The 22,261-nt window shown below is 59.1% G+C and carries 18 protein-coding genes; 2 read left to right on the top strand and 16 right to left on the bottom strand.

Annotation, left to right across the window (positions count from 1 at the left end):
- Positions 1-200: 200 nt before the first annotated feature.
- The 12 genes from B2G88_RS01030 to B2G88_RS00975 form a co-directional block, all read right to left on the bottom strand.
- Positions 201-2,405: a glycoside hydrolase family 3 N-terminal domain-containing protein gene (locus B2G88_RS01030; protein WP_087713737.1), complete on the bottom strand. Its 2,205-nt coding sequence runs from the start codon at positions 2,403-2,405 to the stop codon at positions 201-203.
- A gap of 122 nt (positions 2,406-2,527) precedes the next feature.
- On the bottom strand, positions 2,528-3,640 hold the full coding sequence (locus B2G88_RS20160) for an ABC transporter ATP-binding protein (protein ID WP_054863460.1): 1,113 nt from the start codon (positions 3,638-3,640) through the stop codon (positions 2,528-2,530).
- A complete protein-coding gene (locus B2G88_RS20155) occupies positions 3,637-4,791 on the bottom strand; it encodes an ABC transporter ATP-binding protein (protein WP_087713736.1) in 1,155 nt (384 codons plus the stop codon). The genes B2G88_RS20160 and B2G88_RS20155 overlap by 4 nt, the downstream gene beginning before the upstream one ends.
- Positions 4,788-5,864, bottom strand: coding sequence for an ABC transporter permease (locus B2G88_RS01015; protein ID WP_245835271.1), 1,077 nt, complete (start codon positions 5,862-5,864; stop codon positions 4,788-4,790). The genes B2G88_RS20155 and B2G88_RS01015 overlap by 4 nt, the downstream gene beginning before the upstream one ends.
- Complete coding sequence (locus B2G88_RS01010) at positions 5,845-6,858, bottom strand: ABC transporter permease (RefSeq protein ID WP_054863458.1); 1,014 nt, start codon at positions 6,856-6,858, stop codon at positions 5,845-5,847. The genes B2G88_RS01015 and B2G88_RS01010 overlap by 20 nt, the downstream gene beginning before the upstream one ends.
- Before the next feature lie 33 nt (positions 6,859-6,891).
- A complete protein-coding gene (locus tag B2G88_RS01005) occupies positions 6,892-8,670 on the bottom strand; it encodes an ABC transporter substrate-binding protein (RefSeq protein WP_176393155.1) in 1,779 nt (592 codons plus the stop codon).
- 198 nt (positions 8,671-8,868) lie between these two features.
- Entirely contained in the window at positions 8,869-9,807 is a 939-nt protein-coding gene (locus B2G88_RS01000) for a HEAT repeat domain-containing protein (protein ID WP_054863453.1), read from the bottom strand.
- Between the two features lie 86 nt (positions 9,808-9,893).
- The gene (locus tag B2G88_RS00995) at positions 9,894-10,145 is read right to left on the bottom strand and encodes a hypothetical protein (protein ID WP_054863452.1); all 252 of its coding nucleotides are present in this window, start codon (positions 10,143-10,145) and stop codon (positions 9,894-9,896) included.
- A 265-nt stretch (positions 10,146-10,410) separates the two neighbouring features.
- On the bottom strand, positions 10,411-11,148 hold the full coding sequence (locus tag B2G88_RS00990; RefSeq protein WP_087713732.1) for a sugar phosphate isomerase/epimerase family protein: 738 nt from the start codon (positions 11,146-11,148) through the stop codon (positions 10,411-10,413).
- Positions 11,149-11,229: 81 nt separating this feature from the next.
- On the bottom strand, positions 11,230-13,806 hold the full coding sequence (locus B2G88_RS00985; RefSeq protein WP_087713731.1) for a beta-mannosidase: 2,577 nt from the start codon (positions 13,804-13,806) through the stop codon (positions 11,230-11,232).
- 318 nt (positions 13,807-14,124) lie between these two features.
- A complete protein-coding gene (locus B2G88_RS00980; RefSeq protein WP_054863474.1) occupies positions 14,125-14,922 on the bottom strand; it encodes an IclR family transcriptional regulator in 798 nt (265 codons plus the stop codon).
- 50 nt (positions 14,923-14,972) lie between these two features.
- Entirely contained in the window at positions 14,973-16,052 is a 1,080-nt protein-coding gene (locus B2G88_RS00975) for a Gfo/Idh/MocA family protein (protein WP_054863451.1), read from the bottom strand.
- Between the two features lie 612 nt (positions 16,053-16,664).
- On the opposite strand from B2G88_RS00975, the gene pdhA reads away from it, so the two are divergent.
- Positions 16,665-17,792: a pyruvate dehydrogenase (acetyl-transferring) E1 component subunit alpha gene (gene pdhA / locus B2G88_RS00970; RefSeq protein ID WP_054863450.1), complete on the top strand. Its 1,128-nt coding sequence runs from the start codon at positions 16,665-16,667 to the stop codon at positions 17,790-17,792.
- 73 nt (positions 17,793-17,865) lie between these two features.
- Positions 17,866-18,390, top strand: coding sequence for a hypothetical protein (locus B2G88_RS00965; protein ID WP_087713730.1), 525 nt, complete (start codon positions 17,866-17,868; stop codon positions 18,388-18,390).
- 399 nt (positions 18,391-18,789) lie between these two features.
- On the opposite strand, the gene B2G88_RS00955 is transcribed toward B2G88_RS00965, so the two are convergent.
- From B2G88_RS00955 to B2G88_RS00940, 4 genes are all read right to left on the bottom strand, one after another.
- Entirely contained in the window at positions 18,790-19,167 is a 378-nt protein-coding gene (locus B2G88_RS00955) for a cupin domain-containing protein (RefSeq protein ID WP_087713728.1), read from the bottom strand.
- Positions 19,168-19,170: 3 nt separating this feature from the next.
- Positions 19,171-19,959 (bottom strand): SDR family oxidoreductase, encoded by a 789-nt coding sequence (locus B2G88_RS00950; RefSeq protein WP_087713727.1) that lies wholly within the window; start codon positions 19,957-19,959, stop codon positions 19,171-19,173.
- Positions 19,960-20,030: 71 nt separating this feature from the next.
- Positions 20,031-20,339, bottom strand: coding sequence for a hypothetical protein (locus B2G88_RS00945; protein WP_054863449.1), 309 nt, complete (start codon positions 20,337-20,339; stop codon positions 20,031-20,033).
- Positions 20,340-20,542: 203 nt separating this feature from the next.
- Positions 20,543-22,243, bottom strand: coding sequence for an acyl-CoA mutase large subunit family protein (locus tag B2G88_RS00940; protein ID WP_087713726.1), 1,701 nt, complete (start codon positions 22,241-22,243; stop codon positions 20,543-20,545).
- Positions 22,244-22,261: the final 18 nt, after the last annotated feature.

Raw genomic sequence — 22,261 nt, 5'->3', positions numbered from 1 at the left:
ATCGGATTTCCCGCGTTATTGTCTCTCAAAGGCAGACTCGAGTGGGGAATATATAACAAAATTCATAGTATTATACTATACACATGTGTAATCGAATCGAGCGCAGTCACTCTGTACTGGCTGCCGGTCATCAACAAACGAGAAACCCAGATTTCGAACCTTAAATACGGCGCGACAGTCTCTGGAACCAGCGCCTGACCCTACCGAACCTCGAACGTCGTCGAACAGTCCTCGCAGGTCAGTTCGAACGCCCCGGATTCGACAGTTCGGCGGCCTCGAGAGTCGGTCACGGCGAGTGCAGCGTTCGGAATCGTCACCGACACGGTCGTCGACTCGCCTGGCTCGAGCGAGACACGCGTAAAGGCGACGTGTTCACGAACTGGGCGGACGATGGAACTCACCTCGTCGCGCAGGAAGAAATCGAGCGCGCGAGCGCCGGCGCGGTCGCCAGTGTTCTCGACGGTGATCGTCGCCCGAACGGACTCGGCAGGCCCGATTTCGTCGGCGTCGACCTCGAGGGTCGAGCACTCGAAGGTGGTGTAGCTCTCACCGTGACCGAACTCGTACAGTGGATCGTACGTGTCGGGATGCTCGTCGTCGCCGATTGGGGTCGGGTGTGCGTAGTAATTAAATCTCGAGGGCAACTGCTCGGCCGACCGTGGAACGCTGATCGGAAGCCGGCCTGCGGGGTTGTGCTTGCCGAACAGGACGTCCGCGACAGCGCGGCCACCCTCGCTGCCTGGGTAGTACGACTGGAGAATCGCTGGAATGTGCTCGTCGGCCCACGAAATCGCGAGCGGACGGCCCGTGATGGTCACTAGAACAGTCGGCGTCCCCGTCGCGTGAACTGTCTCGAGCAATTCCCGCTGTGCGGGTGGCAACTCGAGTTGCGAGCGCGTCGGGAACTCGCCAGTCTCGCCGACCAGTTGGTTCGGGCCGAACTCATGGAAGTACCAGTTCTCGCCACAGACGACGACAGCGACGTCCGAGTCAGCCGCCGCGGATTTGACCGCATCGGGATCGACTGATTCGGTCATCGTCGCGCCCTGTTCGTACCGAACCGTCGTCGACTCGCTGACGCGGTCTCGAACGCCCTCGAGAACGGTCGTTCCAGAGTCCGCCTCTGGATGCTTGACACTCCAGCCGCCGTACTGGTGGCGCAGCGAGTCGGCGTTCGGTCCGGCAACGAGGATTGACTCGAGCGATGGCGACAGCGGGAGCAGGTCGTCCTCGTTTTTCAAGAGCGTCTGGGAGTCTTTGGCCGTCTCGTAGGCTGCCTCGCGGTGATCGTCCCGGCCAATGATCTCGCTCGTTCGCTCGTGGTCGACGAACGGATCGTCGAACAATCCGAGATCGACTTTCAGCGCGAGGATGCGGTCGACGGCTTCGTCAATGCGTTCTTCGGAGAGTTCGCCCGCCTCAACGAGCGACTCGAGGTGAGCAGCGTACTCGCCATGGCCAACCGAGACCTGATCGAGACCGGCCTGGACGGCCCGTTTCGCCGACCCGCGCTGGGAGGCTGTCACCCGGTGGTCTTCGTGGAGATGATCGACGCCGCCCCAGTCGGAGACGACGACCCCGTCGAAGCCGAGTCGTTCACGAAGCAGTTCGGTGAGATACCGCCGCGAGCCGTGGGCTGGTTCGCCATCAATCGAGTTGTAACACGGCATCACGATGGAGGGATCTTCCTCGAGTGCGTCCTCGAACGGCGCGAGCAGTTGACTGTACATGGTGGTACTCGAGCGGTCCACGACGGCGGCGTCTTCGCCACCAGCCGAGTCACCGTAGGCCGGGAAGTGTTTTGCCGTCGCCGCGACTCGCGGGCTGTCAGTCGTCGATTCCAGCCCGGAAATCGCCGCCGCGCTGAAGCGCCCGCACAGAAGCGGACTCTCGCCGTACGTTTCGAACGTTCGTCCCCAACGCTGGTCTCGAGCCACGTCGGACGTTGGCCCATAGTTCACGTTCGCACCCGTCGCTCGCATCTCAGTCGCCGTAATCTCGCCAGCCGTCCGCGCATACGCAGGATGTCGCGTTGCGGCGACGCCGAGGCCGTGAGGGAACACCGTTGCGTCGTGAATGTACGCGTGCCCGTGAACTGCATCAACGGGCAACAGGAGCGGGATTCCGTGACTGGTCTCCTCGAGTGCTGTTCGCTGGAGTTCGTTCGCGATTTCGGCGACGCGTTCTGCGTCGTGATATCGAGAAACACCGATGCCAAACGCCGCGACGGTGCCAACGTTGTCTTCGACGACCTCCGATTTTGCATCAGCAACAGAGATGTCTCGATCACCCATCGACCCGACAAACGTGCCAACGAGTTGCCCGACTTTCTCCGAAAGCGTCAGCTCGGATCGCAACGCTGCGACAGTCTCCGCGTTCGAATCACACTCGATTCGCTCGGTCATACCGCCCTCTTACAGCAGCCAGTACATAAAACATTAGTTTTTACTCTAAAAATAGTAAATTATATGCACCAACATGCCAGTCTTCGTACCGGCACTGCCAAACGAGTTAGCCGCGTTGGTGCTCAGTCCAAAACGGATGACGCAGCATCTGACTCGGTCGAGTCGGGGTCGTCGTCCGTTCCCGGAAGTGGACTGCTCGACCAGTACTCGTGGCCGTCATCCTCTCTGAAGCACGCAACCTTGTGATCTGAGCTGAGCTGATACGCCGGTGGCTGTGTATCGCCACGACACGCCTCACGCGCTTTCGGGCAGCGCGTGTGGAATCGACAGCCTGCTGGCGGATTCTTCGGGTCCGGAATGTCGATTTTTCGAACCGGCGGCTCGCCACCGTCGGCACCCGCCCGCAAGTCCGGCGTGGCCCAGCGAAGCACCTTCGTGTAGGGGTGTTTCGGGTTGTTGATGATCTGCTCTGGCGGCCCGACTTCGACGAGTCGACCGAGATACATCACACCGATCCGGCCATCGCCGTGTGAGGCGAAGTACCGTGCGTTCGAGAGGTCGTGTGACACGGCGACGAACGACGTATCGAACTGCTCCTGTAACTCGAGCATGAGATCCATCATTTCAACGCGCAACGAGACGTCGAGTGCCGAAATCGCCTCATCAGCCAGGATGAGGTCCGGATCCATCAACAGCGCGCGGATGAGTGCAACCCGCTGTTGCTCGCCGCCTGAGAGCTGGTGTGGGTATCGGCCGGCGTAATCGTTCGGCGGGGTCATCCCCACGCGCTCTAACATCTCGAGGACCTCGCGGCGACGGTCGCCGGCGCTCATCTCCTCTTGCCAGCGCTTCAGTGGCGCCTCGAGGATCTTCATCACGCGGCGGTTCGGATTGAGCGAACTGCCGGGGTCCTGATGGATGATCTGCAGCGAGCGACGAATCTCATCGTAGGGGGTGTCGACATCGCCGCGGCCGTCTTTGGCATCCCAGATGTCCTGGCCGCGATAGCGGACGCTGCCGCCAGTCGGGCGCTGCAGCCCAATCGAGGTCTTGCCGAGCGTGGTCTTGCCACAGCCAGATTCGCCGACCAATGCGACCACATCGTTTTCTTCGATATCGAGCGAGACGCCATCAACGGCGCGAACAACGTCTGGATCGCCGAAATCGAACAGTCCTTTCTCTTCTTCGAAGTGCACTTCGACGTTCTCGAGTGAGACGAGTGTCTCGTTTGTCATCGCTCATCACCTGCTGGTTCAGCGGTATCGGGGTGTGGTTGGTCATCACGGCCGCTCTCGGTCGTATCGCTGTGCATCGTCGTGTTCGTCCCGCTATCGCCCTCGATATTGAACGGGATTTCCGCGGCTGCCTGGTCCCAGTGATAGCAGGCGACGTTGTGCTGGTCGGAAACCGCCTGATAGTCCGGGTCGGACGACTCACACTCCTCATCCGCAAGCGGACAGCGCGGATGGTACGAACAGCCCTCGGGCACGTTGACAGGGTCCGGTGCCGAGCCCTCGATGGCCTGCATCTCCGAGAGTGGTGCGTCGAGATTCGGCGTCGAGTTCAACAGTGCCCGCGTGTAGGGATGTGCTGCGTTCCCAAGAATCTCGTCGGTCGCACCGATTTCGACCATCTCGAAGGCGTACATGACTGCCATCCGGTCGGCGAGTTCCGCAACCAGCGGCAGATCGTGCGTGATGAACAACAGCGTCAGATCGTACTTCTCTTTTAACCCCTCGAGCAGGGAGAGAATCGACCGTTGCATCAACAGGTCGAGCGCCGCCGTCGGCTCGTCCATCACGAGGACGTCCGGCTCGAGAATCACCGAGAGTGCGATCAACGCCCGCTGTTTCATCCCGCCTGAGAGTTCGTGGGGATACGACTCGAGGACGCGCTCTGGCTCGAGGTACAGATCTGAGAGGAGTTGGTGTGCACGGGCCATCCCCTCGTCGATGTCGTAGTGGTGTGCACTCAGCGTTTCCTCGAAGTGGGCACCAACGGACATCGTCGGGTTGAACGAACTCATCGCGCCCTGGAACACCATCGAGATGTCCTCCCAGCGCAGTTGTTTCAGCTCTTGATCGTCGAGTTCGAGGACGTTGATCGGCTCGCGGCCCTCGGGATGATACGTAATCTCGCCCGAGAGAATCCCCGGATCGACGACGGCATCGAGCAACGCAGAGGCGAGCATCGATTTCCCGCTGCCGCTCTCGCCGACGACACCGAGAATCTCGTTTCGCTCGAGATCAAGATTGGCGTTATCGAGGACTCGCGAGACGCCACGCTCCATATCGAAGACGACTTCGGCGTCTCTGATTTCGACGATTGGATCGGCCGTCTGGTACAGTTCGCGATCAGTTGTGGAGTCCTGTTCGTGCATGCTCATTGTGCCACCGTCGTCATTGGGTCTGGTTCCTCGCTGTCATCTGGATCAGTTTTCCCTTCGTGTCGCGTGCGGACGCGTGGATTGAACAGTCGGTCGGTCCCCTGTGCGAACAGCATCAGGCCGAACGAGAGGATCACGATTGGCAACATCGGGACGACCAGCATGTACGTCGCGTTGGGGTTGAGCAACGCACTCGCGTTTTCGTACGCGAGGTTCATCATCACACCCCAGTTTTCCACCCCTCTAAAGGAGAGGAACCCAAGGAAGTACAGTGCAACACTGTCGTAGATCACCCGCCTCGAGGCGAACACGAAGTTGACCAGGATGTACGGCATCAGATTCGGGAGGATATCCTTCTGGATGATCGTTCCCGTCCCGATGCCCATCGTCCGCGACGCCTCGACGTAGGAGTTCTCTCGCAACGAGAGGACCTGGGAGTGGATCGTCCGTGCAATCCCGGCCCAGACGTTGATCGTGATGATGATGCCGATTATCGCCGGCGACTGGGGTTCGATCAGGACGACGAGGACGATCACCAGCGGGAGGCCGGGGATCGTCATCGCGATGTCGCTTGCGGTCATGAGGATGGTCTCCGTCCGACCGCCTTTGTAGCCGGCGACGGTGCCGACGATAGTCGCGACGATAATCGTAAAGACGGCACCGGCGAGGATCATCTGAATCATCGTCGGTGTCGCGTGGACGACGCCAGAGATCATGTCACGGCCGCTCATATCGGTCCCAAGCGGATGGCTCATATCCTCGAACGGCTGTGTTCGGGGCGCACCCTGACCGGCAATCGGTTGCTCAATCAGCGTGAGTCGATCCAGCAGCCACCACGTTGATGACGAGATCCAGGCAACGAGTCCCATGCCGAGGAAGCCGATGATGATCAACAGGCCGATCTTCGTTCGCCAGTCCGACCAGGCGATATGGAACGGCTTGGTAATCGATTCGGTAATCCACTCCTCAGCACGTTGTTTGCGTGTAACCTGTGTAATCTCAGACTGGGAGAACATTCCCCCATCCGGCCGTACGTCGTCATCGCGTGTGTCGTCAGTACGCTTCACCTTCATCACCCGATTTGATCCGCGGATCTAGTTTGCCATACGTTGCATCGCCGATCCAGATTGCGATCACCACGCCGAACGTGATGACGAGGAACGTCCCCATCATCAGCGGCATATCACGGTAGATGATCCCCTGTTCCATGATGAAGCCGATCCCCCGGTAGTTAAAGAGGATCTCGAGGATGATCGAGCCACCGAACATGAATCCGATGGAGATCAGTAGGCTGGTATACAGCGGCAACACGGCGTTGCGACCGACGTACCGGAGTGCGATTCGACGGTCAGAGAGGCCCCGCAACTGTGCGACTCTGACGTAATCTTCACCGAGCGTCTGGATACTGTTGCCGCGCATCGTCAGCGCGAGCAGTCCGTAGCCGGTGATGATAAACGAGAGTGCGGGCAACGTGGCGTGGTGGAGCGCACCGAAGATGAACTCGAGTGAGAGTCCGGGATCGACACCCGATGGGTAGCGCTCGCCGGTCGGAAACAGCGGTGTCCGATAGCCAAGCACCGCGATGAAGACAACGGCTGCCACGTAGTACGGAACCGAGCTGAGGAAGATGCCAACCCCAGTGTTCGCGAGGTCGAAGTACGATCCTTCTTTGTAGGCCATGATTGCACCAAGCGACAGTGCTAACGCGAACATTCCCAGCGTTGCAAGTGCCATCAGAAACAGCGTCCATGGCAGAACGTCGGCGATCAGGGTGTTGACTTGCTCGTCGTAGCGAATCGAGTAGCCAAAGTCTCCCTGAGCCAGACTCGACATGTACTGGTAGTAGGCCTCGTGAATCGGTGCATCTGGGTCGATCTGTAGCTGCGATGCGATCTGTTCTCGCAGTTGTTCTCGTGGGATGTTCGTCCCGGGAGAGTTTTGCTGAATCTGGGTCGCCATCATATCTGCCGCACCGCCTGGCATAAGCCGGATAAGCCCGAACGAAAGCGTCGCGACCGCCCAGAGCGTAAAGAGTGCTTGTCCCGTCCGCTTGATAAACCACTTCATAGAGCGTTCGTATACTGATATCGTGCGCGTTCGTTAGTTCTCTGCTGCGGCCGTCGCCTTGAGTTCGTCCTGCTTTGCGAGCCAGTACAGCGGCCAGAACGCCATGAAGTGATCCGAATCATCCTGCTGTGGGAACTCCCAGCCGTCTCGAGAGAGGAACGACTGTTCGTACTTCTCATCGATGAGGTACATCGGCAGATCCTCATTGAACAGCCGAGAGAGGTTCTCGACGCGGTCTTGAATCTCGTCGTCGTCGTTCGAGTTTGCAATCGTCGAAATTTCCTCGCGTGGATTGACAGTGAGGTCGCCGCCATCGCCGTCGTCGACGGTGATCTCCTCGTCTTCGGGATAGTTGAAGAAGTTCGGTCGGCCGTGGTCTGGGTTCTCGAACTTCCATCGGAAGGTGAAGTACGGATGGTTCATCGAGGCGTTACCACCCTCAGTATGGCCGTAGGCAGCAACGGAGAAGTTACCGTTCGCCAGATTATCGCTCCAGACACCCTGATCTTCCGTCTGGAGTTGCGCATCGAAGCCAGCGATATTGAGCTGGTCGACAATCGTACTCGTCGGCGTCACCCAGTCACCCCATCCCGCCGGGGCGATAATCTCAAAGGAGAGCGTCTCGCCGTCTCGTTCCCAGGTGTCGTCTTCGTCCTCTCGCTCGTAGCCTGCCTCCTCAAGCAGTTCGGCGACCATGTCCAGATCCTGCTCGTAGCTCTCGTACTCGTCCGTCTCGAGCCAGTCGTCGATTGCGGGGACCGTCAGCCCGGTCTGAACCGGGAACTCCATTTTCGTGTCCGCACCGGCGGATGCGATTGCTTCCTCCGTGTTGATCGCGTAGGCAAACGCCTGTCGAACCTCGCGGTGACCAAAGTGTTCATCGTCGAAATTGAACACCATTCCCAGTCCGAACCCACCGGGAATCTGGATCTGCTCGAGCGTGTCCGGAAACTGCTCGAGCGCGCCAGGGCCGGCGAACAGACTGTGGACGCCGTCGATTTCCTGTGCCGCAAACGCTTGATGGAAGCCTTCGTTCCCACCGGACTGGTGGCCCATCTCGTAGCCCTCCCAGTTGAAGTTGTCCGCGAGGTGGTGATCATCGCGAACGCCGAACAGTGCTCGGCCTTCCTGAACCTCCTCGAGGTCGATGGGGCCGGACGGGGTTGGCTCATCGACGTCGTGGCCGAAGACATCGATGTCTTCGTCGCCAGCAGGGTCGTCGGAATCGACGACTTGCTCGTGGACCTCGGCCCAGTCAGCCGGCGGGTGATCGAGGTCGCGGTCGAGGACGACGTGGCGCATGACGTCGTGGTTTGTCCCCTCATCGAAGCCAATTTCGACCGTGTAGTCGTCGACGGCTTCGATATCGTCGGCGTCGGTAAAGTCGTAAACGTCGTCCTCGAGCGCTTCCAGAAGCTCGAGTTGCATCACGAAGTCCTCGGCGGTGACCTCCTCGCCATCGGCCCAGGTGAACTCGTCGCTGATGTGCAACGTCATCACACCATCGTCGATGTCCCAGTCCTCAACGGCGTGTGGATAGTAATCGTCCTGTCCGACGAGGTATTTCGTCCACTCGGCGAACAGTGCAAACGAAATGTGTGAGTAGCCCGCCCACGGATGCGGGTTGTACTGAAAGTCCGTAATCTGATGTTCACCGTCAGCCGTCCGGAAGTATGCGTCCGCGTGGTCGACAACTTCCTGATCTGGGTTGACAGCGCTTCCATCGTCGGTCCCATTCCCGTTCCCGTTATCATCGCCGCCGAAACAGCCTGCGAGTGCGGCTGCACCCGCTGTCCCTGTGACAGCAAGCATATCTCGACGTGACACTATATTACCATAGTCTGCCATGCAATTTCCAATGCAGAGTCAACCTACATAAATGATTGGATTTGTTATTCGTGAACAACACACATGGACCAGTGTATAGATTTCACTACACCGCCAGAAAACCCTGACACACCGCCTGAGACAGCCGTTTACTGCTTTTCCGAACTGTCCACTCGAGGCTGATTACCCCTCGAGTTCGCTCTCGAGCCAGTCGGCCGTCTCTGTTGCAAGTGTCGCGACGTCATCACTCTCTTCGCTGTCAGCGAGTTCCCGGAGTGGATCGATTGCCACCGTCACCTCCGCGTAGCCGAGTGCGCGAATCGCTCGAGCACGAACGAACGTGACCTCGTCCTCGAGGCAAGCCAGCAGCGGGTCGATTGCAGGTGCGACTGTGTCGGGTTCGTCTTCAGCAACGTGTCGAACGAATTCGATGGCCCCACCGCGAACTGCGGCTTCCTCGTCTGAAAGGGCTGGCACAATCACCGGGAGACGATCCGCACACATCGCCGGCTCCATGCGCGCGAGTTCAACGAGGATGTTCGCGATTACTTCCCGCGTTCCAACCGACCGCGTCCGGCTTCGCGAGAGTTCGCTTCCGCGGCCGGTCAGCATCGAAACTCGAGCCGTCTTTTCGGCTGGGGAGAGCGCTGGATCGTTAGCGATTTCCTGTGGATCATCGACCGTCGGCCCGTCGACGAGCAACTCGAGGAGTCGGTCAGTGTGCGGAACGAACGCCGATGCGTGCGATTCCGTCAGCGGTGCGAGCGCGCCAGCAGCCCGAAATCGCAGCAACGGTGGATCCCGCTCGAGCAACTCGACAAGCGATGGGATCGCCTCAACCATCGATTCCGGTCGCTCGCGTGCGAGACAGAGCGCTGCCATCGCTGCTGCGCTCTGGACGGCAAGCACGTCGTCGGTCAGTCGAGTGTAAACGCGGTCAGTGTACTCGAGAGCCTGCTCGAGGTCGTGTGTGGCAAGCACCGACACGGCCTGTAACGCCGTTGTCCGGTCACTCGCTCGTTCGGCATCGAAACACGATTCGACGACCTCGTGGTCAATTGCCTCAGGGTCGGACTGCACCGCGGTTCGCAGTGCTGTCGCGTGCCGTTGCTGTGTCGCCATCGTATGCTACCAGATGATAGATTGTTATATAATTACCGATTGCTTGTACTCGATCCTCTATGAAAATATCCGCGTTGTTAGGCGCATTACTTCGGTTTCTCGAACTCGTTCGTGACCTGTCCGCAGCGCCAGACGCAGTATGCTGCCGGAACAATCGTGATTCCGAGAAGTCCAATCGTTACCAGTGAGATGACATAGGCGTCGGTTTGTTGGTCGCCGATTCCCATCGCCAGCAGCGTGAGAACGAGCAACGTCGTCGTAAAGACCAACAGCAGGCGCAGGTACGGCCGGTAGTCACAGACAGAATCCCAGAACTTCTCACGGCCACTCATACTCATCTGACCCACACACCTCGCTGTCGGTTCGATCCCCGCAGATGCATACCGCTGTAGTTGCACCCTCCTCCCTAAAGTGTTGTGTCGATATCGTATTCTGTCGCCAGGAGACTCGAGGCCGCTCCCCTCCACGGTCGGAACCTGCAGAGACTGTCACAGTGGCAGCCAAAACCGCGTGACAGTCACCGAGGCGTTCGATATCGACACCGAGTCCCTCTCGCCAGATCCAACAACGACCGAAAACGAAGCCAAATATCCGTCCAACGTCTTACCGGAGTGACTCGAGTGTCTCGGCACCGTTCCGGAGCGATTCGCGCGGATTTTCTGGATTGTCGTGTTCGTAGATGTACCACTCGACATCGGCGCGCTCGACGGCCTCGGTGACGGCCTCGAGGTCAAGATCACCCGCACCGAGTTCGACACACTCCATGGTCTCGCCGTCGGCGTCGGCGAAGTGAGCGAGCGAAATGCGGTCGGCGTATTTCTCGACGTACTCGGCGGGGTCGACGCCGCCCGCCTGTGCCCAGCCGAGGTCGATCTCGAAGCCGATATCGGCCCGCGCGAGTAGTTCGTCCATTGCTGCAGCCTCGCCGAGGTCGACAAACTCCTGATCGTGGTTGTGATAGTGCAGGTCGAAGCCGTCGTCCGCGAGGTCCGATTTGACAGCCTCGAGTCGTTCAGCCGCGTCCGCGACGGCGTCTTCGGACTCGAAGTGTTCGGGGTCGAGCCACGGAACGACGAGCGTCTTACAGCCGAGGCGGCCGTACAGCTCGATCATCTCGTCGTAGTTCTCCTCGAGATCCTCGAGACCGACGTGGGCGGCGGCAACGTCGAGATCGTTGCGCTCGAGTGCGTCGAGAACGGCCTCGACATCGGTGTCGTCCTCGCGAATTCGAAGGGCGAATTCGACGCCCTCGAGTGGCGTCTCGCCGACAAGATCGAGAATGTCAGGCAGTGATGCGTCGATATCCCGGAGCGAGTACAGCTGGACTGCGGTTCGTGCCATGCTGTGACAACGACCTGCCCGAACGATAAAGGTGATGACGGCGGCCGGGACCGCCGGTTCGCCAGTGGTCCTGACAGCCGGTCAGTACGTCGACCACAGGCTGTGCACCGACAGCGCCGCCTCGAGTGTGGCATCCGTCACCTCATCTCCATCGTAGGGGACGCGAACCTGCTCGCCGGGTACGAGGTGGAAATAGTTGTCCGCGAAGCGACCGGGCAGCGACCGGGCCTCGAGTTCGACGAACAGCGCTGTTGCATTCGACTCGAGAGTGATAATTCCGTCCTTGACTTCGACGCTGAGTCCCGGCTCCGAGAGGTCGAGATGCTTGAACGGCTCGAAGAAGGTGAAATCCGGGGCTGGCTCGACCGGCGCGTCCGTCTCGAGTCTCGAGCGGATGAATACGTACGTCGGATCGGCGTCGCCGAACGCTGAATCGGGCACCGTTGCAACGGCACGACTCTCTTGAGCCTCAAGCGAGACCCCTTCCTCTCGGGCGAACAGCCGCTCACCGTCGAACGTGTAGCCCTCGACAGTGAGTGTCCCCTCGAGTGGCTCGGGGCGGTCGCTCGTGATCCAGACCTCGACGGAACAGTCGCGCTCGCCGTTCTCGCCGTCGGTGTTCAGGTTCAGTTCTTTCTCACCGTCGTCGACACCCGGCTCGAGGCCGGGTCGGACCGACGAGACGAGCACGGGTTCGTAGAACCGCTTCGCCATGTAGTGAAGCGCCTTCCACTCGCCGCCGTATTCAATCGACGACCACGACGCGCAGGGCCAGAGATCGTTGAGTTGCCAGTACAGCGTCCCCATGCAGTACGGTTTCAGCCGTCGCCAGTGCTCGATTGCGGTTTGCATCGCCAGCCCGTGTTGTACCTGACTCAGATAGACGAGGTCGTCGAAGTCGAAGGGCACGCGAAAGTGATCCGCCAGCCGCTGCAGGATGCGCTTGTTCCCACCCGGATTGCGCTGGTGGTGTTCCATAATCGGCGCGGTCGGATTCAACTGGTCGTCAGGTACCACTGTCGAAAGGAGGTCCGTCGAGGCAAAGGACTGATAGCCGAACTCGGAGACGAACCGCGGTTTCACAGTCAGGTAGTCCTCGAACGGTTCGCCGTCGTGCCAGACGTCCCAGTAGTGAATGTCGCCACGAGACTGATCGTGTGGGTCGAGTTCACCCTCGTCTGCGAAGAGCCCGCCGCTCGAGGGCGACCCCGGCCAGAACGTTCTCGAGGGGTCTTCTTCGGCGACGACGGGTGCAATCGTCTGATCGTTGAGGCGCTCGTAATCGGTGTAGAACGCCTCGATGTGTGGGTTGTCGTCGAACCAGTTGACCAGCGACATCTCGTTTTCGTTGTTCCCACACCAGAGCGCGAGCGAGGGGTGGTTCGCAAGTCGACGCACCTGATAGCGAACCTCCGCTTCGACGGACTCGAGAAACTCGTCAGTGGCGGGGTACAACGCACACGAGAACATGAAATCCTGCCAGACGAGCAGCCCAAGTTCGTCACACAGGTCGTAGAATCGCTCGAGTTCGTAGTAGCCGCCGCCCCAGACCCGAATCATGTTCATATTCGCCGCGACAGCACTCGAGAGCAGCGATTCGTAGTCTCCGTCGTCGATCCGCCCGCGCAGGTTCTCGGTTGGAATCCAGTTGGCCCCTTTCGCGTAGATCCGTTCACCGTTGACCTGGAATTCGAACATCTCTCCACCGTCCTCGGTCAACTCTCTGACGAGTTCGAGGTCGCGAAAGCCGATTCGGTCGGTCACGGTGTGAGCCGCTTTCCCATCCGAAATCGTCACCTCGAGCGTCGACAGCGGCTGCTCGCCATAGCCGTTCGGCCACCACAGGTCGGGGTCGGAGACGGTGAGTGCTATCGTCGCCTCGTCCTCGCCCGTTGCAAGCGTTACCTCTCGCGTCGCCCGTTCGCCGTCGAGTTCGGCCTCGAGGCGGTAGGTTCCACCCGTCGGCGCGTCCGTGCCAACCCGTACTGAGAGCGTGACATCGCCGTCCTCGTGATGAGTCTGTTCGGTCGTCGTATAGGAAATCTGCGGGCTCGAGTAGCCGACGATTCGAATGTCGCGCCAGATGCCGACGCCGGGGAGACACGGGCCCCAGTCCCAGCCGAAGTGACACTGCGCTTTCCGAATGAAGTTTCGCCCCGGTTGGTCGACGGGGTAGCGAATCAGTGACACGTCATAGGGATACTCCGCTGCCTGGGTGGCTGCATACTCGACTGGCGAACGAAACCGGACCGCAATTCGGTTTTCGCCGGGCTCGAGGGCCTCGGAGAGGTTGAATGCGTATCGGCGATGCATGTTGTCCGTCTCGCCGACGGTTGTCCCGTTGACCGCAATTTCGGCGACCGTATCGATCCCGAGACACTCGAGCTCGAGTCGGTCGTGTGCGAGCAGCGACTCGGGAACGTCGACCGTCCGCTGGTAGATCCAGTCAGTTTTGCCGACCCACTGTTGGGTGAGTTCATTGTCGCCGTCGTAGGGGTCCGAAATGACGCCAGCGTCGTAGAGGTCAGTGTAGACGTCGCCTGGAACGGTCCCGCGTCGCCACTCGTCGTGTTCGGTCCCCATCGCCCGAAATCGCCAGGTTCCGGTAAGCGATAGCTGCTGGCGCTGTTCTGTCTGGGTGGAATTTGTGTGTGCCATACTCGGTCGAATTGCCGCTCAGTACTCTCCGTGTACTATCTCACTCATGGTGCCCTGATCGTCCTGTACTCCGCTTGTATCGTCTTTGTACAGGGACAGGCCAGATACAAATATGTTATGAGATGACCGGTTGACACAACCAGAAGTGTTTGAGATAGTCAAATACAGAGGCAGTATTGAGAAACTCGCCTCGAGAACAGTGACGTCCCGGTCACACAATCGTTGAGAGCAGTGCTGGTGGCTGACTCGGTGGACGAGAACGAGGCACGAACCAGCAACAGAGAGTTTGACAATGGGAAACGAAAGAATCCGAGTCGGTCACTGTGGCTCTGCCCACTCGGAGTACGTCGTGTTCACTTCGACAACGCCGACGATGTTCTGTAACTGGTTGGGGATGGTCGTCGTAAATCGCTCTCCACTGATACGCGCTGTCGGTCCCGAGACGCTGATCGCACCTAGCAACTCCCCAGATCGGTTCGTAATCGACACCGCAACACAGCGAACACCCTCGTGGCGTTCCTCATCGTCAAACGCGACATCACGGGATCGAATCTGCTCGAGTTCCGCTTCTAACTCCGTGCGATCCGTGATCGTCTGTGGTGTAAACGCTTTCAGGTCGAGATCCTCGAGAAGCGTATCGACGCGATTCTCTGGTAACGCAGCCAGAAATGCCTTGCCAGCGGCGGTACAGTGAAGTTCCTCGACGCGGCCGACGTAGGACCGCGCAGTGTCGATGTGCTCGCCGGTCGATTGATACAACGTGATTCCATACCCCTGTTGCTCGACAGCGAGTCGGACTTCCTCTCCCGTTTCGGCCGCCAGCCTGTCGACATCGTCTTTTGCCAGCTGATACAGTCGGTGGCCAGTCCGAGCCTGTCCCCCGTACGTCAGAAACTGCAGTCCAAATCGGTACCGGCCGTTGGTTTTCTCGAGGCAATTGTACAACTCGAGGGTCTTGACGTAGTGATGGACCGTACTCTTCGACATCCCGATATCCGACGCGATTTCCGTGACACCGGCCTCCTCACGGCGACGAATCGACTCGAGGATCTCGAGCATCGTCTCGATTGACTTGATCGTTTTCCCCGATTCCGACCCCGTGCGTTGGTCGTGCATGCTTCTTTCAATCATGCTGTAGTACAAATAAGTATGGGTGGAGTCACCGACTATGCATCGGTCTCCTGGTAGACTCGGTCGACCGCGCGTTGGGCCTGAAGCGCCTGACGAACGTTACATTGTGCCGGCCGTGTGTCGGTGACAACCGTCTCGAGGAACGTCGCGAGTTCGTCACGGAACGGATCGTTCTGTTCGCATACGATCTCGGAATTGACAAAGTGATCGGCGGCACCGCCACGGACTTCATACAATGTGAGATCGTTTCGGTGGTCGATCCACGGATCGATTTCATCTAAGGTATTCGTGATGTCCAGCGAGGCACCCGCTTCCGTCCCGCGAACGTCGTAGGAGTGGACCGACTCGGCGTTCGTCGCCCACGCAACCTCGATACTTGCCGTACAGCCGTTTTCGAACTCGAGAAACGCGTGGACTGAATCTTCGACGTCGTACATCCGTGCTTCGCCATCTTCGCCCCACATATCGAGATACGAGTAGTCCTCTCGTGGGCCGAACTCAGAGGTTGCCTGTCCAAGCACGTCCTCGATGGCTGGCCAGTCACAGAAGTACAACACCATATCCAGTGCGTGACTCCCGAGATCCATGAGCGCGCCGCCCCCAGCGATTTCTCGAGAGGTGTACCACGTTCCACGACCCGGCACGCCGCGTCGCCGGATGTACTTCGCCTGAATGTGGGTAATATCGCCGAGATAGCCCTGGTCGATGTAGTCTTTCAACACAGTGCAGGGATTGCGAAATCGATGGTGATAGCCGACCATACACACCTGATCGGTTCGCTCTGCAACCTGTGCGATGCGTTCGGCACTCTCGACCGTATGGGCAAGTGGCTTCTCGAGTAAGACATCCAGACCGGCCTCGAGTGCTTTCGTTGCCACGGGTTCGTGGAACTTCGTCGGCGAAGAGATGATCACAGCATCGATTGGTTCGTCAAACAGATTCGATGGGTGTTCGAATGTTGTCGTATCGAACTCCGCGGCGAAGTCAGCCCGAATCGTCGGATCTGCATCAGCCCCCATCACATCGTGACCTAACTCCTGAAGCGCTCGTGAATGCCGGGTTCCGTGGCTTCCCAGCCCCACGATCCCAATCGTCAGTTGCTGCCGGGTGTTCATAGCACTCTCGAGTAGCGCAGACAAAATAAATGTTCAGCATCAACACACAAAACCCGGCCATCTGTCGATCATCCGCTTCTCTTTCATTCCTCGAACATCCAATTACACATGTACAAGCGTAAATTCCAGTGTGAAGTGTTTGATCATCTCAAACAGATATCGATGCGACAATATGGCGTTCGAGTTCTCGCTCTCGAGGTGGGTTACAGATGCATGACTGTAATATAGTAGAGTCAGTAAGACAGACGAACTGGACTCAGAAGTATCGTAACCATGGGAGATCCAAGGAAATATCGGGTAACTATCTGTTTTGTGCCCATGCAGTTGATAAATTATAAACAGCGCTTATAGGCACTATTCGAGCGGTAGTAACACGTATTGTTGATATAGGGAGATAAACATTCCAAAGTGTTGTGCTATCAACTATTTGCACCTATATAGGCTTTTCAGCTCTTTGAGCGGCATCTCTCTGATTCATACTCGATCTAACGCATACATAGAAATAGAGAATAATAATTTATCTTAGATATATATGTATATGAACTGTATGATCCAGCATCGAGGAACGCCCATCGGACGAGTGTTTATTAAAACCGGCAGAAACTATGTACTATGCCGCAGGATTCGCTCGAGTCGGCGCTCTTTGATCGAGCCCCATCCGACCGGGTGCAGGTGCTCAACGCAGACGGTAATGTCGTCGATCCAGCCCTCGAGCCAGCGCTCGAGGACGAGACGCTGCGTTCGATGTACCGTGATATGCGGTTCGCACGGCGATTCGACGAGCGAGCGATCAGCCTGCAACGACAGGGACGACTCGGAACGTACGCCTCGCTTGCGGGACAGGAGGGGTCTCAGATTGGGTCGACGTATGCGCTTACAGACACGGATTTGCTCTCATACCAGTACCGCGAACACGGCGCAGTGATCGCGCGGGGACTACCGTGGGAGTATCTCCTGTACTGGCTCGGCCACGAAGACGGCAACGCCGCGCTTGCCGAGCTCGAGGTGTTTCCACTCAACATCTCGATTGGGGCGCACCTCCCCCACGCCGTGGGCTGGTCGTGGGCGGCAACACTGAACGACGACGAGCGCGTCAGCGTCGTCCACTTCGGGGATGGAGCGACCTCCGAAGGCGACTTTCACGAGGCGCTGAACATCGCCGGCGTGGCCGACGCCCCGACGATCTTTTTCTGTAACAACAATCAGTGGGCGATTTCGGTGCCACGAGAGGCACAGACGGCAAGTCAGACTATCGCCCAGAAAGCACACGCCTACGGATTCGAGGGGATACAGGTCGATGGCATGGACCCGCTCGCCTGCTACGTCGTCACGAAGGCCGCTCGAAGGAAGGCTCTCGAGTCGGCCGATAAACACGCTCGGCCGACACTTATCGAAGCCGTCCAGTACCGCTATGGTGCGCATACGACGGCTGATGACCCATCCGCATATCGCGACGAAGACGAGGTCGAACAGTGGCGAGAGCGTGACCCAATCGACCGATTTGAATCGTACCTACGTGAGCGCAACACGCTCGACGACGACCGAATCGAGACGATTGACGCCGAAATCGAGTCAACTCTCTCTGAACTGATCAACCGCGCCGAAGACGTAGCTGCTGATCCACAGGCTATCTTCGACCACGTGTACGACGAGCCATCGCAACGACTCGAGCGCCAGCAGGCCGTTCTCGAGGGGCTCAGATCCGACCACGGAGACGAACGATTACTCGAGGATGAGTAAGGGACAATAATCGCTTATAAAGCGTACACGTGGACAGGAGAGGAACTATCCGAGTCTCGTTCAGAGTGGCGATATGCAACTCGAGGAGCCGACACGGACGAAAGGGGAGGAGCAAGCGGCGACACAGACCGCGTGGCACGGGACGGTCCCGAGTGCGCTCGATGTGCGCGTGCTTGGGTTGGTCGGTGTCATCGCGGCGCTGGCCGCGTCGTTGAACATTCCGTTTGGTGGTCTTGCGATGGCGGCCGGCGCGTTCGTCGTGATCGCGGGCGGCGGCGTCGCCGTTCACGTCCTCGGCGAGCGAAAACTCCGCCGGATTACGGACGGACTGGTCGAACGCTGGGTCGATGCTGGCGGGCAGATCACGGACGTAACGCGTTCGTCCGACGGATTACAGACGAAATGGACCGTCGAGACGCCAGACGGGGATATCGTGATCGGCGGCCTCGCACTGGTGCCGATTTCCCGCCTCTCGGTCGAGTGGCAGGGTGTTGGCGATACGATGGATGCAAGTGACGCCGAAGAGAACCTGGATAAACTCGCTGCCGGACTGTACAAGGAAATCTTCGCGATTGGATCCGCGCCACAGCGAACCTGAACCCAGCCGTCCGCAGTATCTTTCGGCAATTGAACTCGATTCTCAAACGTGACGGAACGCAGTCATATATCTGTAAACTCGGCATCAGTTGGTAACAGACACCACCGTATTGATGAAATTCTGCAAGAAGTTATCGAATCCCCTCCTATCGATGCAATACATTCGTTTGGGGAAAACATTTATATCTACCCATACCATCACCGATAGCTGTGATGAGAGAATGAAACGATACGAAAGCAGCTACGAATGCCAGGAATGCGAAGCAGCAGTTCACCCCGTTTCGTATCGTGCCGCCTGCCCCGACTGTGGTGGGTCGCTCCAGACGAGTGTAACGCGGCTGTCGGGCGCGAAAGCCAACAGATAACGCCGTTACGTACGGTTCTCTGTCGGTATAGCCGATTACAGACCGTCCGTTTGCTCGCTATCGTCGTCGCCCTCACGGTCTGTCCAGAACTCGAACGACCGCCCCGGTGCGAACACGTCGAGTCCAACCGCTCGCTCGTCGCCGGTGTTTTCGACCGCATGGGATTCCCAAGCCTCGAGCCAGACGGAATCGTACTGCTCGAGCGTCACTGACTCGTCTTCAGTTCGGACAGTGAGTTCACCCTCGAGGCAGAGACAGACCTGTTCATTCTCGTGGTCGTGCATCGGCGAACTGTGACCCGGCGGTTTCTCGAACCACTCGAAGCTAAAGCGGTCACTACCCGCCAGCGCCGCGCGTTGCCACCCTGCGTCGGGTTCGTACGTCTCGGCGTCGTCGAATGGGACGGGTTCCATCGGTTAGAGGTTCGACCCGGTCGTGCCGCCGTCGATGACGATGCTTTGGCCGTTGATGAAGCCGGACTGTGGCGAGGAGAGGAACGCGACGGTGTTGCCGAGTTCCATCGGATCGCCGACGCGCTCGAGCGGGTTAGTCGCAAAGCTCGCAAGTCCCTCCTCGTAGGAGTCGTACTCGCCGCGCTCGACGGCCTGATCGACGAGTTCCTCGATGCGGGCCGTCTCGTGTGGGCCGGGCAGGACTGCGTTCGCCCGAACGTCGGGTGCGAACTCCTGGGAAAGCGTCTTCTCGAGGCCGATAACGCTCATCCGGACCGAGTTCGAGAGGACGAGGCTGTCGATGGCTTCCTTGACGCTGCGGGAGGTGATGTTGACCATCGTCCCGCCGTCACCTGCTTTGAGGTGGGGTTCGGCTTCGCGAGCGAGGCGCACGACGCTCATCACGAGCAGGTCGTAGGCCTGATACCAGTCATCGTCGTCGGTCTCGAGGAACGGGCCGGATGGCGGGCCACCGGCGCTGGTGATGAGGTGGTCGAGGCCGCCGAACTCGTCGACGGTTGTCTCGACGAGTGTTTCGATATCGTCCTCGTCGGTGAGATCGCCCGGCTGGGCGACGACCTCGCCCGTTGCAACGTCTTCGATTTCGGCTTTCGCCTCGGCGAGTTGGTCCTCGTCGCGGCCGTTGATCACGACGTTGACCCCGTCGCGGGCCAGCGCCGTTGCTGAGGCCTTGCCGAGTCCACTCGAGGACGCCGTTACCAGTGCTGCGTTGCCGTCAATTTGGAGATCCATATCGTTCGTACACCGCCGCGAGAGAACGAAAAAGATTGTCGTTGCGGTAAGCAGATGGACTGTCTTTGGATCTACCAGCCGGCGATGATCCCGCCGTGGCTGTGCTCGCCGCGGATTCGATATAGTAGAAAGTAGATCCCGACGGTCCCGAGCGTCAAGAGGAGAAAGCCGCCGGCGAACGCGGTAAACACGAACGTAATCTCGCGAACCGCAGCTGATGCTGGGCCACCTGCGACGTAGATAACCCCGACAACGAGCGCCAGCACGGACGTGACGCTGGTGGCGATAATTGCACCCGAAGCGAGTACGTCGACGACTCTATGTGAGCATTTGAGGCCGACAGCGACGTATGCTCGAGGCTGTGGACGGCGCTCGCTCATTGGCTTACGGACTCGAGTAGCGAGGGGCGTTTGGCGGTTCGGGAGGGGCCGGACGGCATAGGATTACCTGTTTGTTCTCGTGACAACCATATAAAATTATAGTTCGAGATTCAGCATCCGTAACTGCTGACTGACAGTGAAAACACCCCCTATCGAAGCATGCACGGATACCCGCAAAATCGTGTCCAACACTGCGAAAGAGTCTATACAGGGCTGACTTGCTCCTGATACGCCCCGTGGTGGTCCTCGAAGACCTGCATAATCTCGCCCATCGTCGCGTACGCTTTCACCGCGTCGATGATCGGCGGCATGACGTTCTCACCGCTGGCGATTGCCTCGGACAACGCCTCGAGACGGGCCGAAACGGCATCATCATCGCGCTCGGCTTTGACGGACTCGAGGCGCTCGAGTTGGCGGTCGCGCGTCGTCTCGTCGACCTGGAGAATGTCCGGTGCGGTGTCCTCCGCTATCGTGTACGCGTTGACGCCGACGACGGTTTCCTCGCCGCGTTCGACGCGTTGCTGGTACTCGTAGCTCGCGTCGCCGATCTCACGCTGGAAGTAGCCGTCGGTGATGCCGGTGAGGACGCCATCGCGAATCGACCCGTCGCCTAACTCGTCGATCTCCTCGAGATAGGCCGTGATCTCGTCGTCCATCTCGTTCGTCAGGGCTTCGATGGCGAAGCTCCCGCCCATCGGATCGACGATGTCTGCCGCGCCGGATTCCTCCGCGATGATCTGCTGTGTTCGAAGCGCGACGCGGACGGCCTTCTCGCTTGGCAACGCGAGCGCCTCGTCGAAACTGTTGGTGTGCAGCGACTGCGTGCCGCCCAGTACGCCCGCAAGCGCCTGAATCGTGACGCGAACAATATTATTGAGCGGCTGTTGGGCGGTCAGGGACTGACCCGCCGTCTGCGTGTGGAACTTCAGGCGCGTCGATTCAGGTTTGGTTGCGTCGTACCGATCTTCCATCACGCGGGCGTACACGCGGCGAGCGGCGCGGAACTTCGCGACCTCCTCGAAGATCGAGTTGTGTGAGTTGAAGAAAAACGACAGCAGCGGCCCAACGTCGTCCACATCGAGGCCACGCTCGAGGCAGTCCTCGACGTACGCAAAGCCGTTCGCGAGCGTAAACGCGGCTTCTTGTGCGGCCGTCGAGCCGGCTTCGCGGATGTGATAGCCCGAAATTGAGATCGGATGGAACTGTGGAGTTTCGTCGGCCGCGAACTCGATTGTATCCGTGACGACCGCGAGTGAGGGTTCGGGCGGGATGACCCACTCCTTTTGCGCGATGAACTCTTTGAGCATGTCGTTCTGAAGGGTGCCACGGAGTTCGCCTCGAGGGACGCCCTGTTGGTCTGCCAGCGCGACGTACATCGCGTAGATCACCGGCGCGGAGGGGTTGATCGTAAAGGATGTCGAGACGTCGCCGATGTCGATTCCGTCGAACAGAATCTCCATATCGCGGAGGGTATCGACTGCGACGCCCTCTTTCCCGACTTCGCCCTCGCTCATCGGATGGTCCGAATCGAGCCCCATCAGCGAGGGCATGTCGAACGCTGTCGATAAGCCTGTCTGGCCCTCCTCGATCAGGTACTGAAAGCGCTCGTTCGTCTCCTCTGCTGTCCCGAAGCCGGCGAACTGGCGCATCGTCCACGTTCGCCCGCGATACATCGTCGGATACGGGCCGCGCGTGTACGGTGGCTCGCCGGGGAATCCGAGATCCTCGTCGTACTCGAGGTCGGCGATATCGTCGGGCGTGTAGAGGCGCTCGACCTCGTGGTTCGACACCGTCGCGAACCGCTCCTGGCGCTCGCCGTGGCGCTCGAGGGTTGGCTCGAGTGTCTCACGCGCCCAGCGCTCGCGCCCGCTGCGGACCGCCTCGAGGTCGTCGTCGTCGAACATGCACGCTCTATCGGCGTC

Origin of the sequence: Natronolimnobius baerhuensis (genome assembly GCF_002177135.1) — an archaeon.
Taxonomy (GTDB): Archaea; Halobacteriota; Halobacteria; order Halobacteriales; family Natrialbaceae; genus Natronolimnobius; species Natronolimnobius baerhuensis.
Note: the sequence above shows the minus strand (reverse complement) of the source record. Positions and strands in the feature narration are given on the sequence as shown.